Source organism: Streptomyces glaucescens (assembly GCF_002154375.1).
GTDB lineage: Bacteria > Actinomycetota > Actinomycetes > Streptomycetales > Streptomycetaceae > Streptomyces > Streptomyces glaucescens.
In genome coordinates this window covers 1-19166 of the sequence record NZ_MUND01000235.1, presented here as the reverse complement: position 1 = coordinate 19166, position 19166 = coordinate 1, and the positions used below count along the sequence as shown (strand labels likewise).

Annotated in this window: 12 protein-coding genes; 6 read left to right on the top strand and 6 right to left on the bottom strand. The window is 71.8% G+C overall.

All coding sequences use genetic code 11. The annotated features are described in order from the left end of the window. The coding region (locus CCN42_RS17025) for an AMP-dependent synthetase/ligase (protein WP_086736693.1) at positions 1–1570 on the top strand (1570 nt) is incomplete at its 5' end. A gap of 94 nt (positions 1571–1664) precedes the next feature. Then, on the top strand, positions 1665–2006 hold the full coding sequence (locus CCN42_RS17020) for a DoxX family protein (protein WP_086167840.1): 342 nt from the start codon (positions 1665–1667) through the stop codon (positions 2004–2006). 17 nt (positions 2007–2023) lie between these two features. Here the strand turns inward: CCN42_RS17020 and CCN42_RS17015 are convergent, their stop codons facing one another. The 4 genes from CCN42_RS17015 to CCN42_RS17000 form a co-directional block, all read right to left on the bottom strand. Continuing rightward, complete coding sequence (locus CCN42_RS17015; RefSeq protein WP_086736691.1) at positions 2024–2896, bottom strand: sigma-70 family RNA polymerase sigma factor; 873 nt, start codon at positions 2894–2896, stop codon at positions 2024–2026. A gap of 67 nt (positions 2897–2963) precedes the next feature. Further along, complete coding sequence (locus CCN42_RS17010) at positions 2964–3863, bottom strand: LysR family transcriptional regulator (protein WP_086736689.1); 900 nt, start codon at positions 3861–3863, stop codon at positions 2964–2966. A 200-nt stretch (positions 3864–4063) separates the two neighbouring features. After that, positions 4064–4378: an AzlD domain-containing protein gene (locus tag CCN42_RS17005; protein WP_086167837.1), complete on the bottom strand. Its 315-nt coding sequence runs from the start codon at positions 4376–4378 to the stop codon at positions 4064–4066. Further along, positions 4375–5037 carry an AzlC family ABC transporter permease gene (locus CCN42_RS17000; RefSeq protein ID WP_245877326.1) on the bottom strand — a complete coding sequence of 221 codons (663 nt, stop codon included), beginning with the start codon at positions 5035–5037 and terminating at the stop codon, positions 4375–4377. Before CCN42_RS17000 ends, CCN42_RS17005 begins: the two co-directional genes overlap by 4 nt. 92 nt (positions 5038–5129) lie before the next feature. Here CCN42_RS17000 and CCN42_RS16995 point away from each other — a divergent pair, with 92 nt between their 5' ends. After that, on the top strand, positions 5130–5696 hold the full coding sequence (locus tag CCN42_RS16995) for a helix-turn-helix domain-containing protein (protein WP_086736685.1): 567 nt from the start codon (positions 5130–5132) through the stop codon (positions 5694–5696). A 109-nt stretch (positions 5697–5805) separates the two neighbouring features. Here CCN42_RS16995 and CCN42_RS16990 read toward each other — a convergent pair whose 3' ends face one another. Next, positions 5806–6009, bottom strand: a complete 204-nt coding sequence (locus CCN42_RS16990; RefSeq protein ID WP_004984723.1) for a cold-shock protein — start codon at positions 6007–6009, stop codon at positions 5806–5808. 287 nt (positions 6010–6296) lie between these two features. Between CCN42_RS16990 and CCN42_RS16985 the strand changes: the two genes are divergently transcribed. Continuing rightward, positions 6297–7145 (top strand): menaquinone biosynthetic enzyme MqnA/MqnD family protein, encoded by an 849-nt coding sequence (locus CCN42_RS16985; protein WP_086736683.1) that lies wholly within the window; start codon positions 6297–6299, stop codon positions 7143–7145. Between the two features lie 93 nt (positions 7146–7238). Next, entirely contained in the window at positions 7239–7706 is a 468-nt protein-coding gene (locus CCN42_RS42130) for a hypothetical protein (protein WP_143661932.1), read from the top strand. Here CCN42_RS42130 and CCN42_RS16980 read toward each other — a convergent pair. Then, on the bottom strand, positions 7679–11083 hold the full coding sequence (locus CCN42_RS16980) for a DNRLRE domain-containing protein (protein ID WP_143661931.1): 3405 nt from the start codon (positions 11081–11083) through the stop codon (positions 7679–7681). The genes CCN42_RS42130 and CCN42_RS16980 overlap by 28 nt on opposite strands. Before the next feature lie 385 nt (positions 11084–11468). On the opposite strand from CCN42_RS16980, the gene CCN42_RS16975 reads away from it, so the two are divergent. Further along, positions 11469–19166 (top strand): ricin-type beta-trefoil lectin domain protein (locus tag CCN42_RS16975; protein ID WP_086736679.1); only part of this gene is annotated, 7698 nt, incomplete at its 3' end.

Here is a 19166-nt window from a genome sequence, read left to right as displayed (position 1 = left end):
CGACTTCGCCGCCTGGGCCGCCGGCCTGGTCACCGTGCCGGTGTACCCGACGTCCTCGGTCTTCCAGACCCGCTGGATCCTCCAGGACTCCGGCGCCGTCGCCCTCGTCACCGAGACGGCCGGACAGGCCGCCGCGCTCGGACCCGAACGCGAGCGGCTGCCCGACCTCCGGCACGTGTGGGTCGTCGAGCAGGGCCACGTGGACCTGCTCGCCCAGCGGGGCGCGGACGTCCCGGACGCGGAGATCGACGTACGGCGCGGCATGCTGGGCCCCGACACCCTCGCCACGCTCGTCTACACCTCCGGCACCACCGGCCGCCCCAAGGGCTGCGCGCTCACCCACGGGAACTTCCTCGCCGAGGTCGACAACGCCATCGAGCTGCTCTACCCCGTCTTCAAGGCGCGCACCGACGAGGAGCCGTCCACCCTCCTCTTCCTGCCGCTGTCCCACGTCTTCGGCCGGATGGTCGCGGTCGCGTGCGTCCGCGCCCGGGTACGGCTCGGGCACGCGCCCAGCCTCAAGGCCGAGGACCTGCTCGCCGACCTCGCCGCGTTCCGCCCGACCTTCCTGCTGGCCATCCCGTACATGCTGGAGAAGGTCTTCCACAGTGCGCGCGCCACCGCCGAACGCGGCGGCAAGGCGGGCTCCTTCGACCGCGCGGCGAGCGTGGCCCGCCGCTACGGCGAAGCCGTCGAGGCCCGTCGGCACGGCACCGGCCCGGGCCCCGGCGCCTCCCTGAAAGCGGCCCGCGCCCTCTACGACCCGCTGGTCTACCGGCGGATCCGCAATGCGCTCGGCGGCCGGCTCCGCTACCTCATCTGCGGTGGCTCCCCCCTCGGCCGCGACCTCGCCGCGTTCTACGCGGGCGCCGGCATCGAGGTCTACGAGGGCTACGGGCTGACCGAGACCACCGGCGCCGCCACCGTCACCCCGCCGCTCAAGCCCCGCCTCGGCACCGTCGGCTGGCCGCTGCCCGGCACCCGGGTGCGGATCGCCGCCGACGGCGAGGTGCTGCTCTGGGGCGGGCAGGTGCTGCGCGGCTACTGGGACCCGAACGCGGGCGGAGTCGTCCCCGCCACCGCCGACGGCTGGCTCCCCACCGGCGACCTCGGGCGGCTCGACGACGAGGGCTATCTGACCATCACCGGCCGCAAGAAGGACATCCTGATCACCGCCGGCGGCAAGAACGTGGCCCCCGCACCGCTGGAGAACTGGCTGCGGCAGCACCCGCTGATCTCCCACTGCGTCGTCGTCGGCGACCGCCGCCCGTACGTCACCGCCCTGCTCACCCTGGACATGGAGGGCGTCACCCACTGGCGCCGGATGAACGGCAAGCACCCGGTGCCCGCGGAACTCCTCACCGGCGACGAGGAGTTGCGGGCGGTCCTGCAACGGGCGGTCGACGAGGCCAACCGGCTCGTCTCCCGCCCCGAGTCCATCCGCCGGTTCGCGATCCTGCCCGTCGACTTCACGGAGGAGGCGGGACATCTCACCCCGTCGATGAAGGTGCGGCGCACGGCGATCCTGCGGGACTTCGCCCACGCGGTGGAGGCTCTGTACGGCCCCTGAGTGTGATGCCAGTCACACCGGCTCCTTCCCGGTCACACCCGTCCGCCCGGCCGTGTCAGCCAGATGAACGAGCCGAAACGATGGGAGCCAAGAGATGTCCACTGCCTACGTCGTCGTCACCGTCCTGGGCGCGGTCATGGCCGGTTTCTCCGCCGGAGCCGTCCACTTCCGTGCCGCGTGGGTCGTCGAGCCGCTCGCCGACTACGGGGTGCCGCGCGCCTGGTGGCCCCGGCTGGCCGCCGCCAAGGCGGCCGGTGCGGCCGGTCTGCTCGCCGGGCTCGTGGTGCCGGTGATCGGGATCCTGGCGGCCGCCGGACTGGTCCTGTACTTCACCGGAGCGGTGATCACCATCGTCCGGGCCCGTTGGTTCTCGCACATCCCGTTCCCGCTGCTGTACGCCGCCCCCGCCCTGGCGTCGCTCGCCCTGGCCGGCTGACGGGGGGTGACGCCGGGTCAGTCGTCGAGCACGGCGACGGACAGCTCCGCCAGCCGCTCACGGTCCGCCACGATGTCGATGCCCGTGATGCCGTCCTCGGTGACGGTGAAGGCGAGCACCAGGGCCAGCCGCCCGCCCGCCGCCATCGCCAGGCCCACCGCGCCGTCCACCAGCGCCGGGCCCGTGAACCGGGCGCGGCCCATGGCCGCCATGGCGCCCTGCGCGACCGGACGGGCGCCGGACACGGTGATCGGCTCCGGCGTCGGCACCACCCACCTGTCGGCGGTGAGCCGGACCTCGGGCGCGAGCAGTGCGACCAGCGCCTCGAAGTCACCGCCGCGGGTGGCGGCGAGGAAGGCGGAGACGGCGGTGCGCTGCCGGGCGAGGTCCGCGGGCGGCGGCACCTGCTCGGTGCCCTTCACCCGGCGCCGCGCCCGGCTCGCCAGCTGCCGGGCGGCGGCCGGGGTGCGCTCGACCAGCGGAGCGATGTCGTCGAACGGCACGGCGAACATGTCGTGCAGCACGAACGCCAGCCGCTCGGCGGGCGCCAGCCGGTCCAGCACGACGAGCAGCGCCACCCCCACGGAGTCCGCCAGCAGCGCCTCCTGCTCGGGGCCGGGCCCGGAGTCCAGGACGGTGTGGTCGAGGGGCTCCTCCGGCCGGGCCCGGCGGGCGCGCAGCATGTTCAGGCAGACCCGCGCCACGACGGTGGTCAGCCACCCGCTGAGGTTGCCGACCTCGCCGACATCCGCCCGCGACGCCCGCAGCCAGGCTTCCTGCACGGCGTCCTCGGCCTCCGCGAGGGAGCCGAGCATGCGGTAGGCGACGGACCGCAGATGCGTACGGTCGGCCTCGAAACGGTCGGCGGACAGTGCGGTGTGCGCGGTCATCGGCTGTGGATCCCCCCGGTCATCGGCCGTCCCGCAATCTACGGCAACACCGCCCGGCCGTCGCGGTCTACGGCAGCGCCGCCCGGCAGCGGGCGGCCACCGTGTCCGCGAACGTCCTGGCCGACGGGGTGAGCGCGTCCCAGTGGCGGACCGCCCAGCCGACCGCGAGCGGGCGCAGGGCCGGGATCGGGACGAGCCGGAGACCGGCGCCCGGGGCGGTGCCCCGCAGTCCCGGCAGCGCGGGCACCACCGCACGGCCCAGGCCCAGTTCCGCCAGCAGCAGGGCCGTGTCCCAGTCGGCGACGCTGGTGTCCGAGCCGAAGCGGACGCCCAGCTCGGCGCAGGCGGCGTCAAGGTGGGCCGCCGAGGTGGAGTTCGGCGGGAGCCGGATCAGGCGGAGGTCCGCGAGGTCGCCCGGGAGCAGCGCCGCGCGGTCCGCGAGGGGGTCGTCGGCGCCGACGGCGAGGACCCAGGACAGCTCGGCGACCGGGCGCTGCTCGATGCCGCGCACCGGCGGGCCGAGGGTGATCCAGGCGAGGTCGAGGTCGCTGTCGGTGAGCGCGTCGAAGCAGGCGCGGCTGGAGCCCTCGGTGCGGAACTCCAGGCTGACCTCGGGGTGCCGGCGCCGGAAGTCGACGATGGCGTCCGCCATGAAGTGCCGTACGGTCGTCGCCCCGGTCGCCACCCGTACCGAGCCGGTCTCCCCGCCGGCCAGGTCGCGCAGCCGCCGCAGCGCCAGGTCGAGGCCCGCGATGCCGTCCGCGGCGGCGGCCTCCAGCACCCGGCCGGCGGCCGTGGGCACGACCCCGCGAGGCCGCCGCTCCAGCAGGCTCACACCGGTCTCCCGCTCCAGCCGTCTCACGTGCTGGCTCACCGCCGACTGGGTGCACCCCAGATCGCGGGCCACGGCACTGAGGCTCCCGGCCCGGCACACGGCCACGAACACGCGAAGGTCGTCGAGCGTCATGCACCCAAGGTATCGCTTGGAGTTGGCCAGTATTCCTTAGGATTGACTGGGCGTCAGGTGTGCGCGACGATCATTCCAGGGCCCGGGCGGCAACCCGCCCCAGCCCCGCCGGGGTCCGGACCGAAGGCGGGGAGCGGGCGGGTGCCGACCCAACCGCCCGGTTGCCGAGGGGCCGGCGGCGGACCCGCCGCCGGCCGGCCTCACTGCACGCCCAGCGCCCGCAGCGCCGCCGTCACGCCCGCGGCCCCCAGCACCACCACCACGAACGGCGCCCGCCGCCACGCCAGCACGACCGCCACCAGCACCCCGGCCGGCCGGGCCCACCCGGCGAACCCGGCGCCCTCGGTGAACGCGCCCGTGGCCAGCAGCGCCACCAGCAGCACCACCGCCCCGGCGGACAGCAACTCCTGCACCCGGGCCGGCACCTCGACCCGCCCGTGCAGCACCGGGCCGGCCAGCCGGAAGGCGTACGTCCCCACGGCGAGCGCCAGGATCATCACCACCGTCGCGTTCATGCCGCCACCTTCTGCCGGGCGCCGTACAGGGCGAGCCCGGTGAGGGCCAGCAGGACCGGCACCCCCGCCGGGACCGCCGGGGTCGCGACCAGCGCCACGCCCGCGCCGAGCAGCGCGCAGCGGCGGATCCGGGCGTCGTCGCGCAGCGCGGGCAGCACCAGGGCGGCGAGGACGGCGGGGAAGGCGGCGTCCAGCCCGTAGGCGGCGGTGTCGCCGAGCGCACGGCCCGCGAGGGCCCCGGCCGGCACGGAGACGTTCCACACGGCGAACAGCCCGATCCCGGAGACCCAGAAGGCGGCGCGCCGCCGCTCGGGATCGGGCTGGGCGAGGGCGAAGGCGACGGTCTCGTCGGTGACCAGATGGGCGCCGAGGAGGCGGGCGGTGCGACCGCGGCCGATGACGTCGGCGACGGCCAGGCCGTAGGCGGCGAGACGGGTGTTGAGCAGCAGGCCGGTGGCCGCCGCGGCGAACGGGGTGCTCCCGGCGAGCAGCAGCCCGACCGCGCTGAACTGGGCCGAGCCCGCGTACACCACCAGCGACATCACCACCGGCGCCCAGACGGGCAGTCCTCCGGCGACGGAGATCGCGCCGAAGGAGACCCCGACGATGCCGCTGGCCACCCAGACGAGGGAGGCGTCGCGGATCAGGGAGAGAACCATGGGTGTTCGGAGTGGCGAACGCATGTTTCCTACAATGAACAGACGCCTCCCTGTTCGTCAAGCCGAACGATCGTACTTCTGGAGCGAACGACATGACCGACGGCCCCCCGCCCCGCCTCCCCCTCGACTGGATCGCCACCGCCTTGCGCCGCGAACGCTCCCGCGCCGGGCTGTCCCTGTCCGAGCTGGCCAAACGGGCCGGGATCGCCAAGTCGACGCTCTCCCAGCTGGAGGCGGCGAGCGGCAATCCGAGCATGGAGACGATCTGGGCGCTCGGCGTGGCGCTGGGCGTGCCGTTCAGTGCGCTGGTCGAGCCGCCGGCACCGGCCGTCCAGGTGATCCGCGCGGGGGAGGGGCCCGCCGTCGCCTCCGAACAGGCGAACTACATGGCGACCCTGCTCTCGGCGAGCCCGCCGGGCGCCCGGCGTGACATCTACCACCTGCGGGCCGAACCGGGCGCGGCACGCGAATCCGAGCCGCACATCCCGGGCACCGTCGAGCATCTGATCGTGAGCACCGGACGGGTGAAGGCGGGGCCGCGCGGGGAGAGTGTGGAACTCGGGCCGGGTGACTACATGACGTATCGCGGAGATGTGCCGCACGCCTACGAGGCGCTGGTGCCGGGCACGACATTCGTGCTGATCATGCAGCACGTCTGAGAATTCGCCGGAAGTTCACCGCGCGTCCCGCGGGAAAAGGGCAGGAGCCCCGTCGCCTTGCGGCGCGGGGCTCCTTGGGTACTGCACTCGATCCCGGATCAGGAAAGGATCAGACCGGGGTGACGTTCTCAGCCTGAGGACCCTTCGGGCCCTGCGTGACGTCGAAAGACACCTGCTGGTTCTCCTCAAGGGACCGGAAGCCGGTCGCGTTGATCGCGGAGTAGTGGACGAAGACGTCGGGGCCGCCGCCTTCCTGGGCAATGAAGCCAAAGCCCTTTTCGGCGTTGAACCACTTAACGGTTCCGGTAGCCATAAGCCCTCCTTGGGCTCAAAGGGTTGCCCTGCTCCAGAACCAGCAAGTGTGAAGACGAGTTCTGCACAACTGCATCCGCCTGAAAACGACGAGAGCCCGCGGTCACATGCTCCGCAGGCTCTGTACTGCAAGGGAAACCAAACTGCAACTTGCGGCGAGCCTAGCACGCGCACGCCGGAAAGCAATAGAGGTCAAGATCACGTCACCCGGACGTTTGAAGATCGAGACGCCTGCCTGACGCCGGGGCCGGGACCTGAAGCCTACTTCCCAGGGTCTAGCCTCGCGATGTGGACATTTCTCGCACCCGGCCGCGCGTCGGCCACATCCAGTTCCTGAACTGCCTGCCCCTGTACTGGGGGCTCGCGAGAACGGGCACGCTCCTCGACTTCGAGCTGACGAAGGACACCCCGGAGAAGCTCAGCGAGCAGCTGGTGCAGGGAGACCTCGACATCGGGCCCGTCACCCTCGTCGAGTTCCTCAAGAACGCGGACGACCTGGTCGCCTTCCCCGACATCGCGGTCGGCTGCGACGGACCGGTCATGTCCTGCGTGATCGTCTCGCAGCTCCCGCTGGACCGGCTCGACGGCGCCCGGGTCGCCCTCGGCTCGACCTCGCGCACCTCCGTCCGGCTGGCCCAGCTGCTGCTGGCGGAACGGTTCGGCGTCCAGCCCGACTACTACACCTGCCCGCCCGATCTCAGCGTGATGATGCAGGAGGCCGAGGCCGCCGTCCTCATCGGCGACGCCGCCCTGCGCGCCAACCTGCACGACGGGCCCCGCTACGGCCTCGCCGTGCACGACCTCGGCGCGCTGTGGAAGGAGTGGACGGGGCTGCCGTTCGTCTTCGCGGTGTGGGCGGCGCGCCGCGACTACGCGGAGCGCGAACCGCTCATCACCCGCAAGGTCCACGAGGCGTTCCTCGCCTCCCGCAACCTCTCCCTGGAGGAGGTCGGCAAGGTCGCCGAGCAGGCGGCCCGCTGGGAGGCCTTCGACGAGGAGGTGCTGGAGCGGTACTTCACCACCCTCGACTTCCGCTTCGGCGAACCGCAGCTCGCGGCCGTCGCGGAGTTCGCCCGGCGGGTCGGCCCGACGACGGGCTTCCCGGCGGACGTGAAGGTGGAACTGCTCCAGCCGTAGCGAGGCCCGGCGCGCCGCGCGTGTTCCTGCGTAACCTGCTGGGGCGACGCCGGGAACGACGCCGCCGGCGGCAGCTCCTCCCCGGTCCCGACCGTGCCGGACCCCTCCGGCCCCGGCGGCACCGGGGAGGGCGGCGACACCGGCTACGACGACGGTCCCGTGCCCGTAGTCCCCGACCGCTGCCTCGGCACCTGGGAGGGCCAGGGCACCGCCCTCGGCGGCAGGCTGCCCGTCGGCACCTTCCGGGTCACCGTGCGGCGGACGGAGGCCGGCGAGCAACTGGGTCCGGTCCGGCAGACGGACGCGCTGGGCGGGGTCTGCACGGACGTCCTCACGCTGACGAAGACCACCGGCCAAGCAGCTCGTCGCGGCCTCCGCCGGGGCCGCCTCCCCCCACGGGGGATGCGGCCAGGCCCCGACGACCGTGCGGCTGACCCCGGTGGGCGACGACCTCCGGTACGAGTCGGAGAGCCGCGCCTCGGGCAGGCCCGAGGCGCGGCTCTCGAAGGTCGGCTGGCCGGTACGGCGGGGCGTCAGCCGAGCTGCCGCACGGTCTGGTAGTCGGTGCGGACGGTGACGGGGGTGGTGTCGATCGTGGTGGCGCCGCCCTCGTACAGGAGCAGGTTGCCCGCCTTGTCGACGGCCCAGATGTCCGGGACGCCGTCACCGGTGGTGTCCGGGGTGCCGTACAGGTACGGGTAGTCGGCCGGGAGCATGGTGCCGGAGGCGTAGGCGTTGTCGCCGTCCAGGCTCGCGGCGGCGGTGCCGAGGCTGGTGAGGACCGTGCCCGTGCCGTCGCTCTCCTTGACGCCCTTGCGCAGCCAGATGTTGCCGGAGGCGGTGCGGTAGGTGAGGTCGGCCGCGCCGTCCTTGTTGTAGTCGGTGATGGCGACGAAGTCCCGGTCGGCCCAGGCGCTGGTGGTCAGCTGGGTGGCGGTCGTGAAGGTGCCGCCGGTGTAGCCGGTGAAGACCCACAGCTCCGCCCCGCCGGCGCCGCCCGCGACGAACAGCTCGGGCTGTCCGTCGCCGGTGATGTCGCCCGCCGACTTGATCTCGCTGAAGGTGGCGGGGGACATCACGGGCGAGGGGAGGCGGACCTCCACGCGGCGGGAGACGTCGATGGCGCCGTAGCCGTCACCGGGGTAGATGAAGAGGCGGCCTTCGGGGGTGCGGATCACCCAGTCGCTGATCCCGTCGCCGGGGGCGAAGTCCCCGTTGTGGGTCACCAGGGACATGGTGCCGTTGCCGTCCCAGATGTGCGGGGCGGTGTCCGCGTCCTTCAGGAGCACGCCCTTGTCGTGGGTGCCGTAGATGCCGTTGATGTGCCGGCCGTCCTCGGTGACCGGGGCGATCCACAGGTTGCCGCTGGTGGTGAGGTAGCCGAAGTCGGGGCTGCCGTCGCCGGTGAGGTCGCCGGGGCCGTCGGGCTGGGGCCGCGGGGTGACGAAGAAGTAGTACTTGCGGGCCGCCGGCGAGAGGTTGCCCGCCGCGTCCACGGACTTCACGTACAGGGTGTTGGGGCCGGCGGTGGGCGGCTTGATCCCGGTCGCCGTGGCGGTCTTCACGGGCGTGGTGCAGGAGGCGGTCAGGCCGCCGGTCGTGCCCTGCTTGCCGCCCGCGCACACGTAGGAGGAGTACGACGTGTTGTTGATCGAGTAGACGAACTTCACGATGTCGTTCTCCTCGGGGTCGCCGACCGAGAAGGTGAAGTTGCCGCTCGAGCCCAGCGGGTCCGGGGACCACACCTCCGGGGCGTTGTTGTCCGCGTCGTAGCCGGGGAACTGCGTGGAGACGACCGGCGCCGGGGTGTCCGGGAAGTCGGAGTCGTAGGTGAAGCGGCACACGCCGTCGCCGCCGGTGGGCGCCCAGGGGCCGCTGACCTTGGCGTCCCAGCCGCGCACCCGCCAGGAGTACGTGTAGCCGTTGACCAGTGAGCCGAGCTGGACGGAGGCCGTCTCACCGTCGTGCACGGAGGTGTCGAAGTGGCTCTTGGCCGTGGTCTCGTAGTAGTTCGTGCGCCAGACCTGGAACTCCATCTTGGCCAGGTCGTTGTCCGGGTCGGTGCCCTTGGCCTTGAGGAAGGGCGCGCTCTTGCCGAGCTTGATGTACGGCGAGGTGCTGGTGTCGCAGGAGCCCGGGTCCATGGTGACGGAGGTCGGGGTGTTGGGCCTGCGGTTGTAGGTGATGCTGACGCTGGGCGAGTCGTCCTGCTCCGCCTTGAACTTCTTCCAGGAGTACGTGTCCGTCTCCAGCCCGGTCGCGGAACCGGTCGGCGCGGAGCTGGAGGTGGAGGCGACCAGGCCGATGTTGAAGTCGGTCCAGCCGTGGTCGGCGACCTCCTGGGCCAGCGAGGTGACGGTGAAGTTGACGAAGGCGTTCGGGCAGGAGCTGTTGGACTTCCAGCCGTACGCGAAGGACTTGGAGGTGATCTTCCGCTTCCAGTCCGGCTGGTTGTTCCAGGTGGTGCGGGTGCCGAAGTCCTCGGTGCGCCACACCTGCACCGTGCGCTTGCTGCACGACCACGAGTGGGTCTCCAGCACCTTCAGGGTGGCGCTGGAGACGTCCGCGTTCTTGATGGAGCGCGGGAGGACGAAGCGGAAGAACGAGCGGGCGGTGCCCCAGGTGTCCCGCTCGAAGCCGACGCGGGCCTCCTTGGTGTCCTGGTTGTAGTTGGCGCCGTCGTAGAAGCTGGACGACGGGTACTTCTTGTACACCGTGGTCCAGTTGGCGCGGGTGCCGACGATGGGCGGGTCCAGGAACAGCGGGTACGTCAGGGTCTCGCCGCCGTGCAGGTAGCTGTCCGGCGGGGTGATCGTCAGCACGCCGTCGTCGCCCAGCGAGGCCGGGACGGTGGTGGCGTGCGCGCCGTCGCCGGGGCCGTGCAGGGCGGGCAGGCCGAAGGTGTCGGAGGCGGCGGACCGGGAGTAGGCGGCGGGCTCGGCCTCGCCGGGCTCGGCGGCACCGGGGCGGGGCGCCTCGGGGTTGTCCTCCTCGGGAGCCGCCTCCGGCCGGGCGGGGGCCTCCTCGACGGTCTCCGGGTCCTCGTTGGTGCCCGTGGCGGCCTCGGGGCCGGTGGCCGCGGCGTCGCTGTCGTGGGTGCCCGCGGAATCCCACAGGAACGGCGTGGGCGCCACGGCGATCTCCCGGCCCTCGCCGTCCCGGCCGGTCAGCACGTCGGTGAGCGGGTCGAGGGAGAAGCGGAGGGTGGGGGAGGTGACCCGGTAGCGCGGCGGGTCCTGGGCCAGCGCGGCGGCGGCCTCGGGGGTGTGCACGACCAGCACGTGGGTGAAGCCGGTGTCCCGCGCGGTCAGCAGCAGGTCGACACCGGGCCGTACGCCCTCGTACAGCGCCCGGTCGCCGTCGATCGCCGGCTCGGGCAGCGCGCCGGGCCACTCGACCTCGATCGTGTGGGCCTCGGCGTTCATCGTCAGCAGCGGTGACCAGTCGGCGGCGGTCTCCGCGGCGCGGTGGGCGGCCGGGGTGACCGGTGAACGTCCGCCCATCGCCCGGGCGTTGTTTCCACCGCCCCCGGAGAACGTGACGGGGTAGAGGCTGTTGACGGTCCGCCAGCCGTCGCCGTGGCGCCGCAGCGAGGTGTCGATGGGCGCCCACGTCCCCTTGTCGTTCCTCGCCCGCACCGGCTGAGCGGAGACGGTGTAGGTGAAGGTGCCGTCGGGGTTGGCGTGGGTCTTGGAGAACTCGTCCGTGAGGGCCGTGACTTCGACCTTCTTGCCGGTCTTGCGCGCCGTGCGCTGGGCGGTGTCCTCTGCGGACAGCCGCTCGCGGTCCGCGCGGCTGCTCGGCGCCTTCGCCTCGGCGGCCGGGCCGTCGTCGCGCAGGGCGAGCACGGCTCCTCCGCCCGCGAGCACGGCCAGTGCCACGGCGGCGGCAAGAACGCGCCGGCGTCGGCGCGGAGTGCGGGGTTCTACGTCGCTCACGGCGGGGCCCTTCTCCAGCTCTTCGGGGGGTGCCCTCGGGCCTGATGACAAGCCTTGTGAGCGCGCTGCGCGCCGGATTGGGCGGTTGGAGTATGAGCGGGCGGCCGTGCCTAGATCAACACCTCTGTCACCGATAGCAGCCGCGGAGACGATCGCGTCGTAGCGCAACGCGCTTCAATGCTTATCTTTGCCTTATTTTCGGTAGTGACATAGCTAACACGGCCTCTCCACAACTTGACGCTGATCTTCGCCAACCCGCACCTTCTCCCCAGTCATTGATCACCATGTGCCATCGGTCCGTACGTTCCTGATGGTTTGTGACTCGGGAAGGGTCGGTCGGGCCGTGCGTGAGCGCTTGATACGTCGCCGAGCCAGAGTCGGCGTCGTGGCCGCCGTACTTCTGGGCCTCAACGTCACCCTGCTGCCGAGTGCGCTCGCCTTCGGGCCCGAGCCCACCCGGACGGCGGTCGAGCTGGACGAGCTCCAGGAGACCGATCCGATCCCGGTCGCCGAGAAGCCCACCACCGACCTCCAGCAGCTCTCCGGCTCCGGCTCCACCGGCAAGGGGGCGGATTACGACCCGGCCGCCGTGGCCGCCGTGCCCGAGGCCTCCGGCACCAAGGCCGTCACCGACCTCGCCCCCGGCACCACCACCCCGGTCGCCGCCTCGCCCGACGGCACGGTCAGTGTCGCCGTCGGCGCACCCGAAGGCGTGACGCCCGCGCAGGCCGACGCCCTCGAAGGCGAGTGGACCGTCGCCGTCGCGCCCGAGAGCCAGGCGGTCGGCAGCGGCGCCCAGGGCCTGATGCTCGCCGTCGACGCCCCCGACACGGCCACCGGCCAGGCGGTCGTCTCCATCGACGCCACCCGCTTCGCCGAGGCCTACAACGCCGAGTGGCTCGACCGGCTCTCCTTCAACCTGATGCCCGCCTGCTTCGCCACCACCCCCGAACTGGAGGAGTGCTCGCAGGGCGTCCCGGTGACCACCGAGGTGGAACTCACCGGCGACAAGGTGACCGTGCCCCTGGACGCGGGCGACTCCTCCGGGTCCGAGGCCGACCCGGGCGAGGACACCGCCGCCGACGAGCTCGACGGCTCCACGGCCACCACCGCCCAGGTGCCGGAGACCCTGGTCAACGTCACCCTCGACACCGCCGCCCTGAAGGCCGTCTCGGCCGCGGGCGGCTCGTCCGCCACCACCCCCGCCGTCGCCTCCGGCACCGGCACCACCAGCTCCGCGCTGTGGCGCGGCGACCGCGGGCCCAGCCGGGTCATGCAGGTCGCCGACGCCGCCGGCGGCGCCTACATGGTCGGCGGCTCCCACGGCGCCGGCCAGTCCGGCGACTTCGGCGCCACCCCCCTCGCCACCGGCGGCGACTGGTCGTCGGGCGGCTCCTCCGGCGCCTTCTCCTACGCGTACACGATGGCCGGACCGCAGGTGCCGTCCGGCCCGTCCCCCAACGTCACCCTCAGCTACAACTCCCAGTCGTCCGACGGCCGCACCTCCGCCACCAACAACCAGGTCTCCTGGATCGGCGAGGGCTGGGACTACCACCCGGGTTCCATCACCCGCACCTTCGTCACCTGCGCCGCCGACACGGCCAACGCCAACAACGACAAGCACTTCACCGGTGACCAGTGCTGGGGCACGTACAACGCCGTGCTCTCCCTCAACGGCACCACCACCGAGCTGGTCCGCGACGACACCAGCGAGGAGTGGAAGAGCGCCCGCGGCGACAACATGCGCATCGAGCTGCTCGACACCGCCGAGTACCAGCGCATCCTGCGCGTCACCCACGGCCCCGGCAACGAGGACGACAACGGCGAGTTCTGGCGGGTCACCACCAGCGACGGCACCCAGTACTACTTCGGCCTGAACCGGCTGCCCGGCTGGACCTCCGGCAAGCCGGAGACCGACTCCGTGCTCACCGTCCCGGTCGCCGGCAACCACTCCTCCGACCCCTGCCACGCCACCGCGTTCAAGGACTCCTTCTGCGACCAGGGCTGGCGGTTCCAGCTCGACTACGTCGTCGACCCCACCGGCAACGCCATGTCGCTGTGGTGGGACCGGGAGCACAACGCGTACGCCCAGAACAACAAGGAAGCGAGCGCGGTCGGCTACCACCGCGCCGGCCTGCTGAGGCGCATCGACTACGGGCAGCGCGCCGAGTCCCTGTTCACGCAGGAACCGCTGGGCCGCATGGTCTTCACCACCCAGGAGCGGTGCTTCAGCGACAACGCCTTCAAGGTGGCCTGCTCGGACGGCAACTTCGACTCCAAGCAGTCCCACCTGACCCGGCCCTGGTTCGACACCCCCGCCGACCTCGCCTGCAAGGCGGGCAAGAAGTGCACGAACTACGCCCCCACCTTCTGGTCCCGCCAGCGGCTGTCCAAGGTCACCGCCTGCGCCCAGCGTGAGCAGGGCGTACGGCTCACCGAGTACAGCACCGACGGCAACGGCACCGAGTCCGGCTCCCCGCACGCCTGCGGCCTGGCGGGCGACGGCGTCTCCACGACCCTGCTGTCGAAGGTCGACGCCTGGGACCTCACCCAGTCCTTCCCGCACGGCCTCACCGGGGACTACACCGCGCTCTGGCTGGACTCCATCACCCGCACCGGGTACGCGGTGGACGGCACCACCAAGCGCCTCAACCCGGTCTCCTTCGGCTACGGCACCGAACCGCTGCCCAACCGGGTCAGGCAGGGCGCCGCCGACACCGGCCCGCTCTTCGGCCGGCTGCGCATCCGGGACGTCATCTCCGAGTACGGCGGCCGCACCCACGTCGAGTACAAGGCGCCCGAGGGCGCCTGCGCCACCGGCACCGGCTTCCCCCCGGTCGACCAGAACAAGCTGCGCTGCTACCCCGTGCACTGGCACGCGGACGGAGAACTGACCGACAAGCACCTGTCCTGGTTCCACAAGTACGTCGTCTACAAGATCACCGAGGTCCCGCGGCTCGCGGACGCCAAGGACCTGACGACGACGTACTCCTACGACACCTTCAGCGACGCCCACGACGGGGCGCTGTGGGCCAAGAACAACGCCGAGTTCTCCCGTCCGAAGACCCGCACCTGGGACCAGTGGCGCGGCTACCCCATCGTCACCACGACCACCGGCGGGGACGCCACCGACGGCAGCGCCGCCAGCAAGACCGTCACCCGCTACTACCGCGGCATGAGCGACGACGTCCTCAAGGACGACACGCCCAAGGACTCCTCCGACGACGTCAAGCGGTCGTACACGATGACCGACGTCACCGGCGCCGCCCTCAAGCCCGACCGGCAGGCCTACGCCGGCATGGTCGCCGAGTCCCTGACGTACCTCAGCACCAGCGACGCCACCTCCACCGGCTGGATATCGCGGACCGTCAACATCCCCGACGACCCGGTGCGCCTTGCCACCCGCAATCGCACCGACGCGCCGGACGTGGTCGCCGAGCGGGTCACCCTCGACACCACGAGGACGATCACCAAGTCCTCCGGCACCGGTGACGACCCGTCGACCCTGCGCACGGTCACCACGCAGACCGACTACGACGAGTACGGCCTGCCCACCGTCGTCCGCGAGCACGGCGACACGGCGAAGTCCGGCGACGAGTCGTGCACCCGCACCCAGTACGTGCACCACATCGGCCGCGACGTCTACCTCGTCGGCCTGGTCGCCCAGACGGTGACCACCACCGGCACCACCGCCTGCACGGCCGAGCTGTCCACCGCCACCCAGGACACCCTGGTCTCCGCCTCCCGCGTCTACTACGACAACGCCACCTCCCACACGGCCACGCCCACCCAGGGCCAGGTGACCAAGACGGTCATCCCGACGGAGAACGGCACCGGCTGGCAGACCACCCACCCCGAGTCGCAGACGAATTACGACTCCACCGGCCGGATCACCGAGGTCACCGACGCGACGGGACTGGTCAACAAGACCGTCTACAAGCCCTCCGCCGGCCAGGTCTTCACCATCGAGACGGTGGCGGGCAGCAAGCTCGACGCGAACGGCGCCGAGACCGGTTTCACCAGCATCACCACCCTGGAACCCGGCCGCGGCACCACCCTGACCACCCGCGACCCCAACGGCCGCGTCTCCTCGTACACGTACGACGCGCTCGGCCGCACCACGGCGGTCTGGGACGCCACCCAGAACCCGACCGACGACCCCACCGCGCGGTACGAGTACAACACCGACCCCAAGCACCCGGTGTCCGTCGTCACCCAGGCGCTGTCCGACAACCCCAGCACGTCCTCCGGCGACGGCGTCTACACCTCCGCCACCACCATCTACGACGGACTGGGCCGGGAACGGCAGACCCAGGCCCCGGCGGTGGGCGGCGGCCGGCTGGTCACCGACACCTTCCACAACGCCGCCGGGCAGGTCCGTTTCACGCGGAACGCCTACTACATGGACGGCGACCCGGAGACCGGCCTGGTCGTCCCGCTCTCCGAGTCGATGGTCCCCAACGCGACCACCTACACGTACGACGGCCTGGGCCGGGTCCTCACCGTCACGCCCGTCCACCACTCGTACCCGCAGACCGGCGCGACCGCGACGAACGGCGACGGGCAGCCCGTCCCGACCACCGACCGCCGCACCCGCTACGAGTACGGCCTCGACTACACGATCGTCCGCCAGCCCAAGGGCACCCCGCCCTCGCGGGTGTGGACGGACGCGCTCGGCCGCACCGTCCGTCAGGACACTTTCAGCGACACGTCCCTCGCCGAGGACTCGGCGATCACCACCCGCTACAGCTACGACGTCCGCGGCGACCTGGTCACCACCACCGACGACGCCGGCCACACCCGCACCTGGAAGTACAACGCGCTCGGCGGCGTCACCGACACCACCGACCCGGACGCGGGCGCGACCCGCACCACGTACGACGCGATGGGCCGCGTGGCCACGGCCGTCACCCCCAGGGGCGACACCACCGCCTACGGCTACGACCGCTTCAGCCGGGTGACCGAGGTGAAGGTGACCCCGAAGGGGTCCACCACCGCCACCGTCGCCCAGACCTACGCCTACGACACCGCCACCGGGGGCAAGGGCCAGCTCGCCCAGGCCACCCGCTACACCGACGGCAAGCCGTACACCACCTCGATCGCCGGCTACACCGCGGATTACCAGCCCACGGGCATGACCGTCGCCCTCCCGCCCGGCTCCACCCCGGGCCTCACCACCGACGGCTTCTCCACCCAGTACCCGTACACCTACAAGTACGACAAGGACGGCCAGCTCGAGTCGTACCGGGCCCCGGCCGCCGGCGGCCTGACCGCCGAGGACGTCATCACCCGGTACAACAAGTCCGGGCTGCCGGTGTCCGTCTCCGGCAAGGACTGGTACGTCGCCGAGACCGACTACTCCGTCTACGGCCAGGTGCTGCGCTCCACCGTCGGCGAGCAGGGCCGCCGCGTCTGGCAGGACAGCACCTACGACGAGGCCACCGGCGAACTGCTCACCAGCACCCTCGTCCGGGAGCACATCGGCGACACGCAGGTCGTCCCGGAGCACAGGGTCAACACCCGCTCCTACGCCTACGACCCCTCCGGCAACGTCCTCAACGTCGCCGACCACAGCGGCAACGGCACCACCGACCGGCAGTGCTTCACCTACGACACCCTCGGCCAGCTCACCGAGGCGTGGACCACCCCGAGCGGCCGCGCCTGCGCCGCCCCCGGCAAGACCACCGCCGAGCCCGTCTACACCGACGGCACGGTCAACGTCTCCGCCAACAACTACGGCTACTGGCAGTCGTACAGCTACGACACGCTCGGCAACCGCACCCAGAAGGTCAACCACAAGGCCACCCCGACGTTCGGCACCGACGGCAAGGTCGACACCAAGGGCGACGTCACGACCGACTACGCCTACGGCACCAGCGAGACGGCCAAGAACGACCAGCCGCACACGCTGACCTCGTACGCCACCACCTCCACCACGGCGCAGGGCGCGGCGGTCACCACCCGCTCCACCCAGACCTACGACGCCGCCGGCAACCTGGAGACCCGCACCAACGGCGGCGTCACCTCCCAGACCCTCACCTGGACCTGGGACGGCAAGGTCGAGTCCGTCACCGGCTTCGGCCCCGACGGCGCCGGACCCTGGACCGGCACCGCCGACCTGTGCCTCGACCTCAGCAGCTCCAGCATCGCCGCGGGCAACCCCGTGCAGATCTGGCGCTGCAACGGCACCAAGGCGCAGAACTTCCGCCTCGAACCCGCCGACACCACCGGTGACGGCCAGGTCGACAACGCGAACATCGGCCAGTTCAAGGTCGCGGACCGCTGCGTCCAGCCGGCCGCCAGCCCCGGCGTCATCGGCACGGCCCTCGGCGTCCAGGCGTGCCAACCGGACCTGTCGGCCCAGCGCTGGCAGACCCTGCCCACCGGGCAGCTCCAGCACGTCGACTCGAAGCTGTGCCTCTCCGCTCCGAACACCACCGCCGGCACCGACCTCGTCCTCGCTTCCTGCGACCAGACGGCGATCGGCCAGCTGTGGAAGCCGGGGTCCAAGACCACCTACGTCTACGACGCCTTCGGCAACCGGCTGCTGGAGCGGTCGACCAGCGGGGCGGTCCTGCACCTGCCCGACACCAAGGTCGCCCTGACCACCTCGGGCAGCCTCCGCTACGCCGAGCGCTCCTACGGCCACGGCGGCGCACCTTCCGTCATCCGGTACCGCGAAGGCACCGGAACCGGAGCGAGCGAGCAGCTCTTCGCCCAGGCCGTCGACATCAACGGCACCCCGATGGCCGAGGTCCGCCTCGACACCGCCGGCGACGCGTTCGTCCGGCTGAACCGGAAGGACCCGTGGGGCGAGGACCGGGGCGCCAACCTCTCACCCCGCTCGCACACCGCCTTCCACACCGGCGACGACGACGCGGCCACCGGCTTCGTCCACCTCGGCGCCCGTGAGTACGACCCGTCGACGGGCCGGTTCATCTCCGTCGACCCGGTCCTGGACCAGAGCGACCCGCTCCAGGCCAACGGCTACTCGTACGCCAACAACAACCCGGTCACCCACGCGGACCCCTCCGGGCTGACCTCCACGGCGACCAACTTCGACGCGTCCATCGCGGCGCTCGACAAGCAGATCGCCGCGTACCAGAAGATCCTGAACCGCTCCCTCGGTGACGTGATCCTCGCGACGGGCTGGGCGGTCTTCAAGGAGTTCGTCGGCTGGAACGACGTCGTCGGCTGCTTCTCCCAGGGCGACCTGTGGGCCTGCGGCAGCCTCCTCATGGACGCCATCCCCTGGACCAGCATCATCTCCAAGGGCAAGAAGATGTGGGGCGCCTTCAAGGCCACGATGAGCGCGGTCAAGGCGTTCCGGGCGGCGAAGGCGGCGGCCGAGGCCGGCATCAAGGCGGCGAAGGCCGCCCGGGCGGCCCTGGTCCGCGCGAAGAAGGCCGCCGAGGCGGCGGCCGCGGAAGCCAAACGCAAGGCCCGAGAGGCGGCGAAGGCCGCCGCGGCGGCAGCCAAGAAGAAGGCCCACACGGGCTCCAAGGGCGCCCGCGGCAACACCCCCCAGGTCCAGGCCCGCAAGACCTCCCAGGCCAAGGGCAACGCGGGCGGAGGCCGCGCCGAGTCGAAGTCGGGCGGATCGAGGGGCGGTTCCGGACGGGACGACTCCGGGTCCGGCGGGGGCGGTTCGAAGCGTGGTTCGAGTCGCGGCGCGGACCGTGACTCGGGCGGCGGTGGTGACAGTTGCGACATCAGCAACAGCTTCACGCCGCAGACCAAGGTCCTCATGGCCGACGGTACCGCCAAGCCCATCAAGGACGTCCGGGCCGGTGACAAGGTCATGGCCACCGACGCGGAGACCGGCGAGACCCGGGTGGAGACCGTCACCGCCGAGATCAAGGGCGACGGCGTCAAGCACCTGGTGAAGGTCACCGTCGACACCGATGGCAAGATGGGATCGGCGACCGCTGAGATAACCGCCACTGACGGCCACCCCTTCTGGGTCCCCGAACTCGGCGAGTGGATCATCGCGACCGACCTCCGGTCCGGCCAGTGGCTCCGCACCAGCGCGGGCACGCTGGTCCAGATCACGGCGATCGACCGCTGGACGGTCCAGCGCGCC

Excerpts from the sequence above, each read along its gene's own strand:
- CCN42_RS17020 (WP_086167840.1), top strand. The coding sequence starts at position 1,665 with ATGTCCACTGCCTACGTCGTCGTCACCGTCCTGGGCGCGGTCATGGCC.
- CCN42_RS17015 (WP_086736691.1), bottom strand. The coding sequence starts at position 2,896 with ATGACCGCGCACACCGCACTGTCCGCCGACCGTTTCGAGGCCGACCGT.
- CCN42_RS17010 (WP_086736689.1), bottom strand. The coding sequence starts at position 3,863 with ATGACGCTCGACGACCTTCGCGTGTTCGTGGCCGTGTGCCGGGCCGGG.
- CCN42_RS17005 (WP_086167837.1), bottom strand. The coding sequence starts at position 4,378 with ATGAACGCGACGGTGGTGATGATCCTGGCGCTCGCCGTGGGGACGTAC.
- CCN42_RS17000 (WP_245877326.1), bottom strand. The coding sequence starts at position 5,037 with ATGGTTCTCTCCCTGATCCGCGACGCCTCCCTCGTCTGGGTGGCCAGC.
- CCN42_RS16995 (WP_086736685.1), top strand. The coding sequence starts at position 5,130 with ATGACCGACGGCCCCCCGCCCCGCCTCCCCCTCGACTGGATCGCCACC.
- CCN42_RS16990 (WP_004984723.1), bottom strand. The coding sequence starts at position 6,009 with ATGGCTACCGGAACCGTTAAGTGGTTCAACGCCGAAAAGGGCTTTGGC.